The organism is Luteimicrobium subarcticum, assembly GCF_002798015.1.
Lineage (GTDB): Bacteria > Actinomycetota > Actinomycetes > Actinomycetales > Cellulomonadaceae > Luteimicrobium > Luteimicrobium subarcticum.
This window is the reverse complement of sequence record NZ_PGTZ01000008.1, coordinates 1-17,189: the sequence shown is the minus strand read 5'-3', so window position 1 is coordinate 17,189 and position 17,189 is coordinate 1. Positions and strand designations below refer to the sequence as shown.

Genomic DNA, 17,189 nt, shown 5'->3' with positions numbered 1-17,189 from the left:
GCCGCTCAGACGAGCCGGTGCATCCAGCCGTGGCGGTCGTCCGCGCGTCCGTACTGGATGTCGGTGAGCTCGTCGCGCACCGCCGTGGTGACCGCTCCTGGCTGGCCACCGCCGATCGTCACGTCGAAGGCGTCGCCCGCCAGCCGACCGATCGGCGTCACGACAGCAGCCGTCCCGCAGGCGAACACCTCGGTCACGGAGCCGTCGGCCAGGCCGTCGAGCAGCTCGGCGAGCAGGATGCGCCGCTCCGAGATCTCGTGACCCCGGTCCGTGAGGAGCTGCAGGATCGACGACCGTGTGACGCCCTCGAGGATCGAACCCGTGAGCTCGGGCGTCTCGACCGATCCGTCGGCGCGGACCACGAACACGTTCATGCCGCCGAGCTCCTCGAGCACGGTGCCCGTCGCGGCGTCCAGGAAGCAGACCTGCTCGCAGCCCTTGTCGTAGGCCTCCTGCTGCGGCAGGAGGGACGACGCGTAGTTCCCGCCGCACTTCGCGGCGCCGGTCCCGCCGGCACCCGCACGGGAGTAGTCCCTGGTGACCCAGATCGAGACCGGCTTCACGCCGCCCGCGAAGTACGGGCCCACCGGGCTCGCGATGACGAGGTACTCCGCCTCGAGCGACGGCCGCACCCCGAGGAAGGCCTCGGACGCGTACATGAACGGCCGCAGGTAGAGGCTGGTCTCCTCACCGGCCGGCACCCACGCGGCATCCGTGCGGACGACGGCCTCGACGGACGCCACGAAGTCGTCCACGGGCAGCTCGGGCAGCGCGAGACGCCGCGCGGAGCGTGCGAACCGGCGTGCGTTCGCCTCGGGGCGGAACGTCCAGACGGACCCGTCGGCGTGCCGGTACGCCTTGAGACCCTCGAAGATCTCCTGCCCGTAGTGCAGGACCGCGGTGGCGGGGTCGATCTGGAGCGGCCCGTACTTCTCGACGCGCCGGTCGTGCCAGCCGTCCACGGACGTCCAGGTGATGCGCGCCATGTGGTCGCTGAAGACGGTCCCGAACTTCGGAGCGACGAGCGCGGCCTCGCGGTCCGCGTCGGACGTCGGGGTGTCGGTGAGCCGGACGTCGAACGACGATGCCGTGACCGGCTCGCTCGCGGCGGTCGTGTCGGCGCTGGTCTGCTCTGTGGTGGTCATGAAGGTGGCCTTTCCTCGGGTCCGAATGTACCGGGGAGGACGGCCGAGGGGCGGCAGGCCGGCGGGTGAGCCGGTCAGCCGGCGATGCGCGCGACGAGGTCGTCGCCCACCTCGGCCGTCGACCGTACTCGGCCACCGCGCTCGGCGAGGTCGGCCGCGACGGCACGCTCGACGCGCGCCGCCTCGTCCGGGAGGCCGAGGTGGTCGAGGAGCAGCGACACGGACGCGATCGTCGCGGTCGGGTCGGCCTTGCCCTGGCCCGCGATGTCGGGCGCGGAGCCGTGCACGGGCTCGAACATCGACGGGGCGACGAAGCTGCCGTCGGCGTTGCGGTCCGGGTTGATGTTCGCGGACGCCGCGAGGCCGATGCCGCCGATGATCGCGGCCGCCTGGTCGGTGATGATGTCGCCGAACAGGTTGTCGGTCACGATGACGTCGAAGCGGCTGGGCTTCGTCGTGAGGAAGATCGTGGCGGCGTCGACGTGCAGGTAGTCCGTCGTGACGTCGGGGAAGTCGGCGTTGACGGCCTCGACGGTCCGGCGCCACAGGTGTCCGGCATGCACGAGGACGTTGTGCTTGTGCACGAGCGTGAGCTGCTTGCGGGGACGGGCCTGCGCGCGCTCGAACGCGTTGCGCACGACCCGCTCGATCCCGAAGGCCGTGTTGACGGAGACCTCGGTGGCCACCTCGTGCGGCGTGCCGACGCGCAGCGCGCCGCCGTTGCCCGTGTACGGGCCCTCGGTCCCCTCGCGCACGACGACGAAGTCGATGTCGCCGGGCTCGGCGAGCGGGCTCGTGACGCCCTGGTAGAGCTTCGACGGACGGAGGTTGACGTAGTGGTCCAGGCTGAAGCGGAGCTTGAGCAGCAGGCCGCGCTCGAGGACTCCCGACGGCACGGTCGGGTCGCCGATCGCGCCGAGCAGGATCGCGTCGTGCGTGCGGATCGCGGCGAGGTCCTCGTCGCTCAGCGTCTCGCCCGTGGCGTGCCAGCGGCGGGCGCCGAGGTCGAACTCCGTCGTGGAGACCGTCGTGCCGCTGCCCGCGAGGACCGCGTCGAGGGCCCGGAGACCCTGCTCGACCACCTCGGTGCCGATGCCGTCGCCCGCGACCACGGCGAGCTCGATGTTGCGCGTCATGCCGGGCAGCGTACGTGGCTGTGTCATGGTGCGGGACGGGCGTCTCACACTCTGACCCTCGGCCCGGCACGTCCACTCGTTCTTGCTCGTCATCGCCTCGGCGCGTCGCTGGCGCGAACTGTCAGGAAAGTTTACTGTTTACGGGTTCCGACCCCGTCGCGCGAGGAGGCGCCCCCGTGTCGAGCCCCATCCCCGGCACACCCGGACTGCTGCGGAGCATCAACGACCGCGCAGCCCTCGGCCTTCTGCTCGACTCCGGCCCGCTCACCAGGGTACGCATCAGCGAGCTCACCGGGGTCTCGCGGCCGACCGCGTCCCAGGTGGTGGCCCGGCTCGAGCTCTCCGGGCTCATCGAGACCGTCGGCGACCTCGCCGGCAACCGCGGGCCCCACGCCCTCACGTACGACGCCCGCACGTCGGACTACTGCGGCCTCGCCCTCGACGTCCAGCCCCGCTCCATCCGGGCGTCCGTCGTCGACGCGCGCGGCGACGTGCTCGCCGAGCCGACCGTCACCACCACCACGACGGACCGCGCCGACCGCCTCCGGACCGGCAGCCTGCCCGACGTCCTGCCGGTGCTGCGCGACGTCCTCGATCGGGCGGCCGACCACTCGGGCGTGCCGACGCAGGCCGTCCGCGCCGTGGCGATCGGCGTGCCCGGTGCCGTCGACCCCCGCACGGGCGACCTCAAGCTGCTCGGCGACGTCGTCGGCTGGCCGACGACGAGCACGCGGCAGCACCTCGAGTCGGCGCTCGGCGTCCCCGTGACCATCGCGAACGACGTGAACCTCGCCTCGATCGCCGAGCACCGTGCCGCCACCGTGCCGCTGGACAGCTCGGCGCTGCTCTGGCTCGGGTCCGGCATCGGGCTCGGCCTGCACACCCACGGCTTGCCCTTCGCCGGCGCGTCCGGCTCCGCGGGAGAGATCGGCTACCTGCCGCTCAGCCGCGCGGCCGCCGCCCTCGAGCCCGACGCCGACGAGCTGCAGGACCTCGTCGGCGGGCTCGCCGTCGTCCGGCTCGCCCGCCGGCACGGCCTCGACGTGCCCGACGTGGACACCTTCTGCGCACGCGTCTGCGCCGACGGGCCCGAGACGCTCCCGGCGGCGTTCCTCGACGACTACGCCGAGCGTGTCGCCCACGCCGTCGCGGGGGTCACCGTGGTCGTCGAGCCGGAGGAGCTCGTCATCGGTGGAACCGTCGGCTCCGCCCTCGGCGTCCCGCTGGCCGAGCGCGTCGCTCGGCTCGGCCGGCCCGACGGCTGGTCGACCACCGTCCGGACCGCGACCGTCGTCACGGACCCGGTGCTGCTGGGCGCACGGACCGTGGTGACGGACCTCGTGCGCGCCCAGATGCTCACCGCCGCAGCGGACACCGTCCCGGCGTCCTGACGACGACGGCCCGGCCGCCCCGCCCCGTCGAGACCGAGGTCTCCGGGACGTCGCGGCCGGGCCGTCGTCGTCGGTGCGGAACGCGTCAGCGCGCGGCGGAACCGTCCACGTAGTCCGCGTCCTGCTGCTTCCAGGCGAACAGCGCGCGCAGCTCCTTGCCGACCTTCTCGATCGGGTGCTGGGCGGCCTTCTCGCGCAGCGCGAGGAACTCCGGGGCGCCCGCGTCCTGGTCGCCGATGAAGCGCTCGGCGAACGCGCCCGACTGGATGTCGGCGAGCACGCCCTGCATGTTCTCCTTCACGCGGGCGTCGATGACGCGCGGGCCCGAGACGTAGTCGCCGTACTCGGCCGTGTCGGACACCGACCAGCGCTGCTTGGCGATGCCGCCCTCCCACATGAGGTCGACGATGAGCTTCAGCTCGTGCAGGACCTCGAAGTAGGCGATCTCCGGCTGGTAGCCGGCCTCGGTGAGGGTCTCGAAGCCGTACTGGACGAGCTGCGACACGCCACCGCACAGGACGGCCTGCTCGCCGAACAGGTCGGTCTCGGTCTCCTCGGTGAAGGTCGTCTTGATGACGCCGGCACGCGTGCCGCCGATCGCCTTCGCGTACGACAGCGCGACGTCCCACGCCTTGCCCGACGCGTCCTTCTCGACGCCGATGATGTCCGGGATGCCGCGGCCCGCGACGAACTCGCGACGCACGGTGTGGCCCGGCGCCTTCGGTGCGACGAGGATCACGTCGACGCCCTCGGGCGCCTCGATGTAGCCGAAACGGATGTTGAAGCCGTGCGCGAACGCGAGCGTCTTGCCCTCGGTGAGCGCGGGCTTGATCGAGTCGGCGAAGATCGAGCGCTGGTGCTGGTCCGGCGCGAGGATCATGATCAGGTCGGCCCAGGCGGCGGCGTCGGCGACGGACTTCACCTCGAAGCCCTCGTCCTGCGCCTTGGCGGTCGACTTCGACCCCTCCTTGAGCGCGATGACGACCTCGACGCCCGAGTCGCGCAGGTTCTGCGCGTGCGCGTGACCCTGGCTCCCGTAGCCGACGATCGCGACCTTCTTGCTCTGGATGATGGACAGGTCTGCGTCGTCGTCGTAGAACAGCTCAGCCACGGTGGTTCTCCTTGCGATATCGGGGGTTCGGGTGGATCTCGGTGGGCTCAGGCGGTGCGGGCCACGCGCTCGAGCGCGCGGTCGGTGATCGACCGGGGTCCGCGCCCGATGGCGACGGCTCCGGACTGCACGATCTCGCGGACCCCGTACGGCTCGAGCGCTGCGAGCAGCGCGGCGAGCTTCTCGGCGGTCCCGGTCGCCTCGACCACGACGGCGTCCGGGTGGACGTCGACGATCTTGGCGCGGAACAGCTCGACGACCTCGAGGACCGCGGTGCGCGTGCCCTGGTCGGCACGGACCTTCACGAGGAGCAGCTCCCGCTGCACCGACGAGGTCGGCTCGAGCTCGACGATCTTGATGACGTTGACGAGCTTGTTCAGCTGCTTGGTGACCTGCTCGAGGGGGTGCTCGTCGACGTCCACCACGACGGTGACGCGCGAGATGTCGTCGTGCTCGGTCGGGCCGACGGCGAGCGAGTGGATGTTGAACGCCCGGCGGGCGAACAGCCCCGCGACGCGCGTCAGCACGCCGGGCTTGTTCTCGACCAGCACCGAGAGGGTGTGCCTGCTCATGGTTCGCTCGCTCTCAGTCCTCGTCGCGGTCCCAGGACGGCGTGAGCCCCCGGGCGTACTGGATCTCGTCGTTGGACACGCCGGCCGCGACCATGGGCCACACCATCGCGTCGGCGGACACGGTGAAGTCGACCACGACGGGCTGGTCGTCGATCTCGAGCGCCCGCTTGATCGTCGCGTCGACGTCGGCCTCGCTCTCGCAGCGCAGCCCCACCGCCCCGTAGGCGTCCGCCATCTTGACGAAGTCGGGGACGCGGCGCGAGCCGTGGCCCGTGTGCAGGTCGGTGTTGGAGTAGCGCTCGTTGTAGAACAGCGTCTGCCACTGCCGGACCATGCCGAGCGACGAGTTGTTCACGATGGCGACCTTGATCGGGATCTCGTTGATCACGCAGGTCGCGAGCTCCTGGTTGGTCATCTGGAAGCAGCCGTCGCCGTCGATCGACCACACGGTGGCGTCCGGGCGCGCGACCTTGGCACCCATAGCCGCCGGCACGGAGAAGCCCATCGTCCCGAGGCCGCCCGAGTTGATCCACGTGCGCGGGTTCTCGTACCGGATGAACTGCGCGGCCCACATCTGGTGCTGGCCCACGCCCGCGACGTAGATCGACTCCGGCCCGGACAGCGCGCCGAGCCGCTCGATGACGTGCTGCGGGGCGAGCAGGCCGTCCGCCGTCGGCGTGTAGCCGAGCGGGTAGGTCTCGCGCCAGGAGTCGATGAGGCGCCACCAACCTTCGACGTCCGGCTTGCCCTGCGCCGCGTGCTCGCGCTCGAGCTCGGGAAGCAGGTCGGCCAGCACCTCGCGCAGGTCGCCCACGATGGGCACGTCGACCGTCCGGTTCTTGCCGATCTCGGCCGGGTCGATGTCGGCGTGCACGATCGTCGCGTTCGGCGCGAACGAGTCGAGGTTGCCCGTCACCCGGTCGTCGAACCGGGCCCCGAGCGCGACGATCAGGTCGGCCTGCTGGAGCGCGGCGACGGCGGGCACCGTGCCGTGCATGCCGGGCATGCCGAGGTTCTGCGGGTGCGAGTCGGGCAGCGCGCCGCGCGCCATGAGAGTGGTGACGACGGGTGCGCCCGACAGGTCCACGAGCCGGCGCAGCGCGGCCGTCGCGTCCGCCCGCAGCACGCCGCCGCCGACGTACAGCACCGGCTTGCGGGACGTGGCGAGCAGCCGGGCCGCCTCGCGGATCTGCTTCGCGTGCGGCTTGGTCACGGGGTGGTAGCCCGGGAGGTCGAGCTCCTGGGGCCACGAGAACGTGGTCTGCGCCTGCATGGCGGACTTCGCGATGTCGACGAGCACGGGACCGGGACGCCCGGTGCTCGCGATGTGGAACGCCTCGGCGATGGTCCGCGGGATGTCGGCCGGGTCGGTCACGAGGTAGTTGTGCTTGGTGACCGGCATGGTGATGCCGACGATGTCGGCCTCCTGGAACGCATCCGTGCCGATGAGTGCCGCGCCCACCTGCCCCGTGATCGCGACCATGGGGATGGAGTCGATGTTCGCGTCGGCGATCGGCGTGACCAGGTTCGTCGCGCCGGGCCCGGACGTCGCCATGCACACGCCCACCTTGCCGGACGCGTGCGCGTAGCCGGACGCGGCGTGGCCGCCGCCCTGCTCGTGCCGGACGAGGACGTGCCGCACCTTCGTCGAGTCCATCAGCGGGTCGTAGAGCGGGAGGATCGCCCCACCGGGGATGCCGAAGACCGTGTCGACACCGACCGCCTCGAGGGACCGGACGATCGACTCGGCGCCGGTGACGGGCGTCGCGGGGACGCTCACCGTCGTGCCGGTCGTCGGACGGCCGGGCTTCGCAGCCGGTGCGGTGCGGGCCGCGGGCCGTGCTGACACGGTCGCGGAGCCGGTCCGCGACGGCGCAGGGGTGGGTCCCTGGACCATCGGTGCCTCCTTCGGTTCTGCACCCGTGGCAGCGGCGACGCTGCCCGTGCGGGCGGTGTTTCGGCGGGGTTCTGGTGCTGGGCTGTGCTGGACCGTGACACGAAAAAACCCCTCGACCCGGTCCACGGGTGCTTCGAGGGGTGCGCGCTGACGAGACCTGTGCGGTGGCCTCAGCCGGCGCGCTCAGGAAGTACTACGAGGAGGATCGTCTGCACGGCACACACGCTACGCCCTCCCCTCGCGGATGTCACACCGCGAGTGATCGCGTCCCAGTCTCTGAGACGCGATCCCTCGCGGCGCGGCCTCCGGCCTCAGGACACGTCGCGACGCCGGAACACGAACCATCCCAGGCCGACGACCACGACGACCACGACGAGCAGGACCAGACCGCCGTGGACGGTCGAGACATGGCGCTCGACCGACTCGCACGACAGCCCCCCGTCGGCAGGGGTGCACTTCTCGACGTAGTACGTCGCACCACCGTCGACCCACGCCTGCCCGGAGAGCCGCAGCGTCCACCGCTGCTGTCCCAGGGCGCCGAGCACCGCGCCGTCCACGACCGCCATCCAGCCCGCGACGACACCGAGCACGGCGGCCGTGTGCCGGACGAAGAACCCGAGCCCCGCACCCAGCGCGGAGAGCCCCGCCGCGAGCGCCACCGCCCGACCGGCCAGTGCCGCGAGCTGGCACCAGTCGTGCCCGGACGCTCCGGCGCGTCCCTCGATCGCGAACGCGGTCCACTCCGCCCCGGTCGCGACGAGCAGCACGACCGCGGCGAACGCGGCGGCGCCGATCGCGGCCGCGGCGATCTTCGACGTGTACACGCGGCCACGTCGCGGCTCGAACGTGAGCCAGTTGCCCAGCGCGCCCGACGCCACCTCGGCGCACACGAACGCCGCTCCGAGCACCAGGGCGAGCACGGCGACGAGGATCGCCTCCATGCCGACCGTGTCGATGCCCTCGGCGGCGAACGACCCCGGGGCCTGGAGGAAGTCCTCGACCTTCGGCTCGGTGTAGAGGTCGTGCTCGCAGTCGACCCCGTCCCAGTAGTTCTCCGGGTGGTCCTTGCAGTCCTGGATCTGCGCGGCGCCGTCCTGCGCCCAGTAGTCCTTCTGCTGCTGGACGTACTCCTGCGCCTGGGAGACCTCCGACGCGCTGGGCGGCCGGGCACCGACCCAGCTCGTCACGGCGATCGCCAGGATGCCGAGGACCGCCACCAGGAGCCCCCAGCGCACGAGCCGGCGGGACGCGAACCGGGTCAGCTCGACCCTCAGCAGCCTCATCGTGCGTCCTCCGTGGTGGTGTCGTCGGTCGAGCCCTGCCTTGCTGCCGTACCTGTGCCGTCCGGTGGCGCGGCGTGCCGTGGTTCCTCGGGGTGCACGTCGCCGCCCGCCGAGTCGACGCCCGACGTCAGCTCGAGGAAGACCTGCTCGAGGTCCGCCTTCACGGGGACGAGCTCGCGGACGAAGAGCATCTCGGCGGCCAGCGCCCTCGTGATCGCCGCGGCGTCGTCGACGCCCTCGACGAGCAGGTGCGGCGACTCCCGCCGGACGGTCCAGCCGGACGCCTCCAGGACGCCCGCCGCGCGGTCGGCCTCGTCGACGCCGACGCGGACGTGCCCCGCGGCGCCACCGACGAGGTCCTCGACGCGACCGCTCGCGAGCAGCCGACCGTGACCGATGATCGACACGGTGTCGGCCACGAGCTGCACCTCGGCGAGGATGTGGCTGGAGACCAGGACCGTCTTGCCCTGGTCGGCGAGGCCGCGCATCGTGTGTCGGATCTCGCGGATGCCGGCCGGGTCGAGGCCGTTCGTCGGCTCGTCGAAGATCAGCAGGTCAGGGTCCTTGAGCAGCGTCGCGGCGATCGCGAGGCGCTGCTTCATGCCCAGCGAGTAGGACTTGAAGCGGTCGTCGGCACGCTCCCCCAGCCCGACCGTCTCCAGGACGCGTCCGACCTCCTGGCTCGGGACGCCGATCGCGGCCGCGAGCAGCGTGAGGTTCTTGCGCCCCGTGAACGCGGGGAAGAACTTGGGCTGCTCGACGATCGCGCCGACCCGGGCGACGACGTCGGGGAGCCGCGCCGGCACGGGCGTGCCGAAGATCTCCATGGTTCCGGCGTCGGCACGTGCCAGCCCCAGGAGCATGCGGATCGACGTGGTCTTGCCCGAGCCGTTGGGGCCGAGGAACCCGTGGACGCCGCCGCGCGGGACCGTCAGGTCGAGCCCCTCCACCGCGACGCGCCGCTTGCCCCTGCGGGTGCGGTAGGTCTTACGAAGACCCCTGGTGACGATGGCGGGAGCGTCCCCCGCCGGTGCAGTGGCGGCCACGGCCGTCCCCCTCCTGACGGCTCACGGTCGAGCCATCAGGCGGAGAGTACAAGCATCCGCACAGTTCAGACAAAGACGCGGAATGGGCCAGAACGAGAGACCGCACCCGGAGCTACTCGAGGACCGCTCCCCGTGAGGCCGACTGGACGAGCTTGGTGTACTTCGCGAGCACGCCGCGCGTGTACCCGTGCGGGATCGGCGCCCAGGTCTGGCGTCGGATCATGAGCTCGGAGGGATAGACCAGCAGGTCAAGCGTCTTGGCCGAGACGTCCAGCCGGATCCGGTCGCCGTCGCGCACGAGCCCGATCGGGCCGCCGTCCACGGCCTCCGGCGCGATGTGGCCGACGCAGAGGCCCGTCGTCCCGCCAGAGAACCGCCCGTCGGTGACGAGCAGGACGTCCTTGCCGAGCCCGGCGCCCTTGATCGCGCCCGTGATCGCGAGCATCTCGCGCATCCCCGGGCCACCCTTCGGGCCCTCGTACCGGATCACGACGACGTCCCCGGCGCGGATGGTCCCGTCCTCGAGCGCGTCGAGCGCGCCACGCTCCCGCTCGAACACCCGCGCCGTGCCCTCGAACACGTCGGCGTCGAAACCTGCCGACTTCACGACGGCACCGTCCGGTGCGAGGCTCCCGTGCAGGACGGTGATCCCTCCGCTGTGGTGCACGGGGTCGGCGACGGCACGCAGCACCTTGCCGTCCGGGTCGGGCGGCGCGAGCTCGGCCAGGTTCTCGGCGACCGTCCGCCCGGTCACGGTCAGGGCGTCGCCGTGCAGCAGGCCCGCATCGAGCAACGCCTTCATGACCACCGGGATCCCGCCGATCCGGTCCACGTCGTTCATCACGTACCGGCCGAACGGCTTCACGTCGGACAGGTGCGGCACCCGGTCACCGATCCGGTCGAAGTCGTCCAGGGTGAGCTCGACCTCGGCCTCGTGCGCGATCGCCAGCAGGTGCAGGACCGCGTTCGTCGACCCCCCGAGCGCCATGACCACCGCGACCGCGTTCTCGAACGCGTCCTTCGTCATGATCTGCCGGGCCGTGATGCCCTCGCGCAGCAGGTTCACCACCGCCTCGCCCGACCGTCGCGCGAACTGGTCCCGGCGCCGGTCGGCGGACGGCGGCGCCGCGGACCCCGGCAGGGACATGCCCATCGCCTCGGCGACCGACGCCATCGTGTTGGCCGTGTACATCCCGCCGCACGCGCCCTCGCCCGGGCAGACGGCCCGCTCGATCGCGTCGCGGTCCTTCTCGCTGAGCAGCCCGCGCGCGCACGCCCCGACGGCCTCGAACGCGTCGATGAGCGTCACCTGCATCTCGGTGCCGTCCTCGAGCTTCGCCCAGCCCGGCGCGATCGTGCCCGCGTAGAGGAAGACGGACGCGAGGTCCAGGCGCGCGGCCGCCATGAGCATCCCCGGCAGCGACTTGTCGCACCCGGCGAGCAGCACGGACCCGTCGAGCCGCTCGGCCTGCATCACCGTCTCCACGGAGTCGGCGATGACGTCGCGCGACACGAGCGAGAAGTGCATGCCCTCGTGCCCCATCGAGATCCCGTCGGACACCGAGATGGTGCCGAACTCGAGCGGGTACCCGCCGGCGGCGTGCACGCCGTCCTTCGCGGCCTGGGCGAGGCGGTCGAGCGACAGGTTGCACGGCGTGATCTCGTTCCACGACGACGCGACGCCGATCTGCGGCTTGGCGAAGTCCTCGTCGCCCATCCCGACCGCTCGCAGCATGCCGCGCGACGCGGTCGCCTCGATCCCGTCCGTGACCTGCCGCGACCGCGGCTTGATGTCGACGTCGGGGGTGCCGGAGCCGGGTCGGGGGGTCGTCGTCGCCATGCTTGCGAGTCTGGCACCGGCCCCACCGGGCCGCGCGACGACACCGACCCCGACGCCCCGGCGCCGGGCCCGCGCCGTCAGCCGATCGGAGCGTGCTCGAGCGCGTCGGACCGCCGGATCTGCCGTGTCACCCAGGGAGCGACGGCCCACAGCGCCAGCGCGACGACCAACGTCACCGCGCCGATCCACCCGAAGTACGCGGTGTCCGAGGCGCCCTCGGTCGCCTTGACGAGCTGCGCGGTGATCGCCTGCCCCGCCGACTCGGCGAGGAACCACACGGCGAGCGCCTGGCTGCGGAACGCCTTCGGTGCGAGCAGCGTCGTCGCGGCCAGCCCCACGGGCGAAAGGCACAGCTCGCCGAGCGTCTGGATCACGTAGACGACGATGAGCACCCACGCGGGGGCCAGCCCGTCCCCCACGACGGCCGACGCTGCCGCGAGGAACACGAACGAGAGCGCACCGAGCGCGAGCCCCATCGCGAACTTGTAGGCCGTGGGCGGACGGTCGTGCGTCCGCGCCCAGATCCAGGCGAAGAGCGGGGCCAGCACGATGATCGACGCCGGGTTGACCGACTGGAAGAACTCGGGGCTCACGCCGATGCCCAGGACGTGCCGGTCGGTCCGGTCCTGAGCGAACGCGGACAGGGTGGTGGCCGCCTGCTCGAAGATCATCCAGAACAGCATCGCGCCGACGAACAGCGGCACGTACGCGAGCACCCGCCCCCGCTCGGCGACGGTGACGCGCGGCGAGCGGTACATCACGGTGAGGTAGGTGATCGGCGCGAGGAACGCCAGGTACGACATCGTGTTGATGAAGACGTCGAGCCCGCCGGTGCTCGTCGTGAGCGCCGCGACGCCGAGCACGACGAGGATCGCCGCGAGGATGACGAGGCCGTTGCGCACCAGCGTGCGGTGCTCCTCCGGCCGGATCGGGTTCGCGACCGCGCTCCCCGCGGCACCCAGATAGCGCCGCCCCGCGACGAAGAAGACGAGCGCTACCGCCATGCCGACCGCCGCGACCGCGAAGCCCGCGTGGTAGCCGCCCCAGTCCCGGGCGACGCCCACGAGGATCGGCGCGACCAGCGACCCGATGTTGATGCCCATGTAGAAGATCGAGAAGCCGGAGTCCCGCCGCGGGTCGTCCCGCGCGTACAGCTCGCCCACCATCGACGACACGTTGGGCTTGAGCAGACCCGTCCCGATCGCGACGAGACAGATCCCGACCGCCGAGAAGCCGACCCCCGGCACCGACAGGCTCACGTGGCCGGACGCGATGACGATCCCGCCGTACAGGGTCGACCGTCGGGCGCCGACGAGGCGGTCCGCGGCCCAGCCGCCCACCACGGACAGGAGGTAGACGCTCGTCCCGTAGATCGACACCAGCGCGAGGCCGGTCGTCTGCGGCAGCGCGAGGCCGCCGTTGGCGAGGGTGTCCGTCAGGTAGTACAGCAGGATCGCGCGCATGCCGTAATAGCTGAACCGCTCCCACAGCTCGGTGGTGAAGAGCGTCATCAGGCCGATCGGCTGACCGAAGAACGCCCGGTCGCCCGGCACGCGCGGACCGTCGCCTCCACCCGGCCGCGACTCCGCGCGACCGTTCGGAGCGTCCCCCGCGTCCGGCCCCGACGCCCCGCTCGACCCGGTCATGCGACGACCCTGCCACCGCCCGCCGCGGTCGGCACCTCGTGCGCGGTCGCCGCGGTGCGCGCACGGCGGCCGCGTCGGGCGTCACACGGACGCGCGGAACTCGTCCTCGAGGATCCCCATGATCACGACGTCCGACCAGCCGTCTCCGTCGCGCACCGCGTCGCGCTGCCGGCCCTCCTCACGGAAGCCCAGCGACTCGTAGAGCATGCGCGCACGCGGGTTGAAGCCCAGGACGTCGAGCCCGAGCCGGTGCAGCCGCGGACCCTCGACCTCAGGCGTGCCGTCGAACACGAACCGCATGACCTGGAAGATCGCGTCGCGACCGTAGCCGCGACCGCGGTAGTTCGGCAGCAGCGCGAGCCGGAGGTTGGCGCTGCGCACGTCCGGGTCGATCTCGTTGACGACGATCTCGCCGATCATCCGGTCGGACAGCGGCTTCCCGTCCCGCCGCGCCGCCGGCACGATCGCCCAGTCGTACCGACCGGGCCGGTCCGACACGTCCGCCGCCCACGCGTCGATCTCACCGCGGGTGAAGCTCCGCGTCGTCCCCGTGAGCCGCATCGCCTCGTCGTCCTGGAGGCTCTCCCACATCTCGTCCGCGTCACGCGGCTCGATCGGGCGGAGGCGGGCGATCTCACCCTCGATGACCGGTCCGCGCACGGGTCAGCCGACCCGTTCGAGGACGAGCTCCCGGACGCGTCCGGCATCGGCCTGGCCCTTGGTCGCCTTCATCACGGCGCCGATGATCGCGCCGACGGGGCCGAGGTTCCCGCCGCGGATCTTCTCCGCGATGTCCGGCTGAGCGGCGAGCGCGTCATCGATGGCCGCGAGCAGCGGGCCGTCGTCCGACACCACGGCGAGGCCGCGGGCCTCGACGACCTCCGTCGGCGACCCCTCCCCCGCCAGGACGCCCTCGAGCGCCTGCCGCGCGAGCTTGTCGTTGAGCGTGCCGGCGTCGACGAGCGACTGCAGCTCGGCGACCTGCGCCGTCGTCACGGGGACGTCGGCGAGCTCGAGCTCGCGCTCCTTCGCGAAGCGAGCCAGCTCGCCCATCCACCACTTGCGAGCGCCCGCGGGGCTCGCGCCGGCGGCGACCGTCGCCTCGATGAGGTCGATCGCACCGGCGTTCACGACGTCGCGCATCTCGGGGTCGGTGTATCCCCACTCGCTCTGCAGCCGGCGACGGCGCGCGGCGGGAAGCTCGGGGAGCGCCGCGCGGATCTCCTCGACCCACGCCCGGCTCGGCTCGACGGGCACGAGGTCCGGCTCGGGGAAGTACCGGTAGTCCTCGGCGTCGGACTTGACGCGCCCGGACGTCGTGACGCCCGTGTCCTCGTGCCAGTGCCGCGTCTCCTGGACGATCGTCCCGCCCGCGTCGAGGACCGCGGCCTGCCGCGAGACCTCGTAGCGCACCGCGCGCTCCACCGACCGGAACGAGTTGACGTTCTTCGTCTCGGTGCGGGTCCCGAGCGGGGAGTCGGGCGTCGCACGGAGCGACAGGTTGACGTCCGCGCGGACGTTCCCCCGCTCCATCCGAGCCTCGGACACGTCGAGCGCCCGGAAGATGTCGCGCAGCGTCTGGACGTACGCACGTGCCACCTCGGGAGCGCGCGCGCCCGCGCCCGCCACCGGCCGGGTGACGATCTCGACGAGCGGGATCCCGGCCCGGTTGTAGTCGACGAGCGAGTACTCCGCGCCGTGGATGCGGCCGGCGGCACCACCCACGTGGGTGTTCTTGCCGGCGTCCTCCTCCATGTGCGCGCGCTCGATCTCGACCCGGAACACCGTGCCGTCCTCGAGCTCGACGTCGATCCATCCGTCGAACGCGATCGGCTCGTCGTACTGCGACGTCTGGAAGTTCTTCGGGACGTCCGGGTAGAAGTAGTTCTTGCGGGCGAAGCGGCACGACTCCGCGATCTGGCAGTTCAGCGCCAGGCCGATACGGATCGCGTACTCCACCGCCGTGCCGTTCACGACCGGGAGCGCGCCAGGCAGCCCGAGCGAGACTGGCGTCACCTGCGTGTTGGGCTCGGCGCCGAAGCTCACCTCCGCCGGGCAGAACATCTTGGTCCGCGTGCCCAGCTCGACGTGGACCTCGATGCCGAAGACCGGGTCGTAGCGCTCGACGGCGTCGTCGTAGGACACCAGGTCGACGTCGGTGACGGTCATCGGGACACCTCCAGCTCAGGCGCCTGGGCGAGCAGCGAACCGCCCCAGGAGCTCTCCAGGGCGGCCTCGAGGGCCGCTCCCACGCGGTACATGCGGTCGTCGGCCTTGGCCGGTGCCAGGATCTGGAACCCGACGGGCAGCCCGTCGTCCGAGAGCCCGTTCGGCACGGACATGCCGGGCACGCCCGCGAGGTTGGCCGGGATCGTCGCGACGTCGTTGAGGTACATCGCGAGCGGGTCGTCGAGCTTCTCGCCCAGGCGGAACGCCGTGGTGGGAGCCGTCGGCGAGACCAGGACGTCCGCGCGCTCGAAGGCTGCGGCGAAGTCGCGCTGGATGAGCGTGCGGACCTTCTGCGCGCTGCCGTAGTAGGCGTCGTAGTACCCCGCCGAGAGGGCGTAGGTGCCGAGGATGACGCGGCGCTTGACCTCGTCTCCGAAGCCCTGGCCGCGTGTCGCAGCCATGACACGCTCCGCGGTGACCGGACCGTCCTCCGGCTCGACCCGGAGACCGAACCGCATCCCGTCGAACTTCGCCAGGTTGCTGGACGCCTCGCTCGGCATGATGAGGTAGTACGCGCCCAGCGCGTACTGGAAGTGCGGGCACGAGACCTCGACGATCTCGGCGCCGGCGCTGCGCAGCAGGTCGAGCGACTCCTCGAACCGGGCGCGCACACCGTCCTGGTAACCGTCGCCGCCCAGCTCCGTCACGACGCCGACGCGCACGCCGCGCAGGTCGCCGAGCGCGCCCTGACGTGCCGCGTCGACGAGCGGCGGGAGCGCTTCCGGGATCGACGTCGAGTCTCGCGGGTCGTGCCCGCCGATGAGCTCGTGGAGCAGCGCCGCGTCCAGCACCGTCCGCGTCACGGGACCGGCCTGGTCGAGCGACGACGCCATCGCGATGAGGCCGTAGCGCGACACCCCGCCGTAGGTCGGCTTGACGCCGACGGTCCCGGTGACCGCCCCGGGCTGGCGGATGGAGCCACCCGTGTCCGTGCCGATGGCGAGCGGGGCCTCGAAGGCCGCGACCGCCGCCGCCGAGCCACCGCCGGATCCGCCGGGGATCCGGTCGAGGTCCCACGGGTTGTGCGTGGGACCGTACGCGGAGTGCTCGGTCGACGAGCCCATGGCGAACTCGTCCATGTTGGTCTTGCCGAGGATGGGCAGGCCGGCGGCCTTCAGCCGCTCCACCAGCGTCGCGTCGTACGGCGGCACCCAGCCCTCGAGGATCCTCGAGCCGGCCGTGGTGGGGACGCCTTCGGTGACCACGACGTCCTTGACAGCGACGGGAACACCGGCGAGCGGGTGCAGGTCGTCGCCGGCCGCGCGCCGGCGGTCGACCTCCGCGGCCTGCTCCAGCGCCGTCTCGCCGCTGACGTGGAGGAACGCGGCGACGGCGGGCTCCACGGCCTCGATCCGGTCGAGGTGGGCCTGCGTCAGCTCGACGCTCGACACCTCGCGCGCGGCGAGGCGGGCGGCCAGCTGTGCCGCCGAGTCACGGGTGAGCTCGCTCATGTCACTCCTCCCCGAGGATCTGCGGGACGCGGAAACGGCCCTCGTCGGCGTCCGGCGCACCGGCCAGCGCGGCGGCGACGGGAAGGGACGGCTCCGGCACGTCCGCGCGGAAGACGTTCGTCATGGGGAGCGGGTGGCTCGTCGCGGGGACGTCCGGCGTAGCGACGGAGCTGACCTGGGCGATCGCGTCGACGATCACGTCGAGCTCGCCGGCGAGCCGGGAGATCTCCGCCTCGTCGAGGTCGATCCGCGCCAGGGCCGCGACGCGCGCGACCTCGTCACGAGAGATGGAGGACATGCCCCCATCCTACGGTGCCGGACCGTCCGCCCGAGGCCTCATCGGGGGTGCGCGGCTCGGTGGACGGGCGGCGCGGCGGTGAAGGGTTCTGGATATGCCGCAGGCCACCCCCGGGGTCGGGGGTGGCCTGCAGTGAATGGGTGT

General features: G+C 72.1%; 14 protein-coding genes. 1 reads left to right on the top strand and 13 read right to left on the bottom strand.

The features are described from left to right. Nucleotides 1–5 precede the first annotated feature (5 nt). Together CLV34_RS08870 and CLV34_RS08865 are read right to left on the bottom strand one after the other, a co-directional pair. The gene (locus tag CLV34_RS08870) at nucleotides 6–1,145 is read right to left on the bottom strand and encodes a branched-chain amino acid aminotransferase (protein ID WP_100349957.1); all 1,140 of its coding nucleotides are present in this window, start codon (nucleotides 1,143–1,145) and stop codon (nucleotides 6–8) included. A 74-nt stretch (nucleotides 1,146–1,219) separates the two neighbouring features. After that, entirely contained in the window at nucleotides 1,220–2,281 is a 1,062-nt protein-coding gene (locus CLV34_RS08865) for a 3-isopropylmalate dehydrogenase (protein ID WP_100349956.1), read from the bottom strand. Nucleotides 2,282–2,457: 176 nt separating this feature from the next. On the opposite strand from CLV34_RS08865, the gene CLV34_RS08860 reads away from it, so the two are divergent. Beyond that, entirely contained in the window at nucleotides 2,458–3,672 is a 1,215-nt protein-coding gene (locus CLV34_RS08860; RefSeq protein ID WP_170044634.1) for an ROK family transcriptional regulator, read from the top strand. A gap of 85 nt (nucleotides 3,673–3,757) precedes the next feature. On the opposite strand, the gene ilvC is transcribed toward CLV34_RS08860, so the two are convergent. The 11 genes from ilvC to gatC form a co-directional block, all read right to left on the bottom strand. Then, a complete protein-coding gene (gene ilvC, locus CLV34_RS08855) occupies nucleotides 3,758–4,783 on the bottom strand; it encodes a ketol-acid reductoisomerase (protein WP_100349954.1) in 1,026 nt (341 codons plus the stop codon). A gap of 47 nt (nucleotides 4,784–4,830) precedes the next feature. Next, complete coding sequence (gene ilvN / locus CLV34_RS08850) at nucleotides 4,831–5,355, bottom strand: acetolactate synthase small subunit (RefSeq protein ID WP_100349953.1); 525 nt, start codon at nucleotides 5,353–5,355, stop codon at nucleotides 4,831–4,833. 13 nt (nucleotides 5,356–5,368) lie between these two features. Further along, the gene (locus CLV34_RS08845) at nucleotides 5,369–7,252 is read right to left on the bottom strand and encodes an acetolactate synthase large subunit (protein WP_100349952.1); all 1,884 of its coding nucleotides are present in this window, start codon (nucleotides 7,250–7,252) and stop codon (nucleotides 5,369–5,371) included. Between the two features lie 311 nt (nucleotides 7,253–7,563). Further along, entirely contained in the window at nucleotides 7,564–8,535 is a 972-nt protein-coding gene (locus CLV34_RS08840) for an ABC transporter permease subunit (protein WP_100349951.1), read from the bottom strand. Further along, nucleotides 8,532–9,581, bottom strand: coding sequence for an ATP-binding cassette domain-containing protein (locus tag CLV34_RS08835; protein WP_245859127.1), 1,050 nt, complete (start codon nucleotides 9,579–9,581; stop codon nucleotides 8,532–8,534). The genes CLV34_RS08840 and CLV34_RS08835 overlap by 4 nt, the downstream gene beginning before the upstream one ends. A 112-nt stretch (nucleotides 9,582–9,693) precedes the next feature. After that, entirely contained in the window at nucleotides 9,694–11,421 is a 1,728-nt protein-coding gene (ilvD, locus tag CLV34_RS08830) for a dihydroxy-acid dehydratase (protein WP_100349950.1), read from the bottom strand. A 77-nt stretch (nucleotides 11,422–11,498) separates the two neighbouring features. Continuing rightward, nucleotides 11,499–13,067 (bottom strand): peptide MFS transporter, encoded by a 1,569-nt coding sequence (locus tag CLV34_RS08825; RefSeq protein ID WP_100349949.1) that lies wholly within the window; start codon nucleotides 13,065–13,067, stop codon nucleotides 11,499–11,501. Nucleotides 13,068–13,148: 81 nt separating this feature from the next. After that, the gene (locus CLV34_RS08820) at nucleotides 13,149–13,727 is read right to left on the bottom strand and encodes a GNAT family N-acetyltransferase (RefSeq protein WP_100349948.1); all 579 of its coding nucleotides are present in this window, start codon (nucleotides 13,725–13,727) and stop codon (nucleotides 13,149–13,151) included. 3 nt (nucleotides 13,728–13,730) lie between these two features. Further along, nucleotides 13,731–15,236, bottom strand: coding sequence for an Asp-tRNA(Asn)/Glu-tRNA(Gln) amidotransferase subunit GatB (gene gatB / locus CLV34_RS08815; RefSeq protein ID WP_100349947.1), 1,506 nt, complete (start codon nucleotides 15,234–15,236; stop codon nucleotides 13,731–13,733). Further along, nucleotides 15,233–16,747: an Asp-tRNA(Asn)/Glu-tRNA(Gln) amidotransferase subunit GatA gene (gene gatA / locus CLV34_RS08810; protein WP_100349946.1), complete on the bottom strand. Its 1,515-nt coding sequence runs from the start codon at nucleotides 16,745–16,747 to the stop codon at nucleotides 15,233–15,235. The genes gatB and gatA overlap by 4 nt, the downstream gene beginning before the upstream one ends. A gap of 1 nt (nucleotide 16,748) precedes the next feature. Then, the gene (gene gatC / locus CLV34_RS08805) at nucleotides 16,749–17,045 is read right to left on the bottom strand and encodes an Asp-tRNA(Asn)/Glu-tRNA(Gln) amidotransferase subunit GatC (RefSeq protein ID WP_100349945.1); all 297 of its coding nucleotides are present in this window, start codon (nucleotides 17,043–17,045) and stop codon (nucleotides 16,749–16,751) included. Between the last annotated feature and the right edge of the window lie 144 nt (nucleotides 17,046–17,189).

Bases quoted from the DNA above. Each gene is read 5' to 3' on its own strand.
- CLV34_RS08870 (WP_100349957.1), bottom strand. From the start codon at position 1,145: ATGACCACCACAGAGCAGACCAGCGCCGACACGACCGCCGCGAGCGAG.
- CLV34_RS08865 (WP_100349956.1), bottom strand. From the start codon at position 2,281: ATGACGCGCAACATCGAGCTCGCCGTGGTCGCGGGCGACGGCATCGGC.
- ilvN (WP_100349953.1), bottom strand. From the start codon at position 5,355: ATGAGCAGGCACACCCTCTCGGTGCTGGTCGAGAACAAGCCCGGCGTG.
- CLV34_RS08845 (WP_100349952.1), bottom strand. From the start codon at position 7,252: ATGGTCCAGGGACCCACCCCTGCGCCGTCGCGGACCGGCTCCGCGACC.
- CLV34_RS08840 (WP_100349951.1), bottom strand. From the start codon at position 8,535: ATGAGGCTGCTGAGGGTCGAGCTGACCCGGTTCGCGTCCCGCCGGCTC.
- ilvD (WP_100349950.1), bottom strand. From the start codon at position 11,421: ATGGCGACGACGACCCCCCGACCCGGCTCCGGCACCCCCGACGTCGAC.
- CLV34_RS08825 (WP_100349949.1), bottom strand. From the start codon at position 13,067: ATGACCGGGTCGAGCGGGGCGTCGGGGCCGGACGCGGGGGACGCTCCG.
- gatB (WP_100349947.1), bottom strand. From the start codon at position 15,236: ATGACCGTCACCGACGTCGACCTGGTGTCCTACGACGACGCCGTCGAG.
- gatA (WP_100349946.1), bottom strand. From the start codon at position 16,747: ATGAGCGAGCTCACCCGTGACTCGGCGGCACAGCTGGCCGCCCGCCTC.
- gatC (WP_100349945.1), bottom strand. From the start codon at position 17,045: ATGTCCTCCATCTCTCGTGACGAGGTCGCGCGCGTCGCGGCCCTGGCG.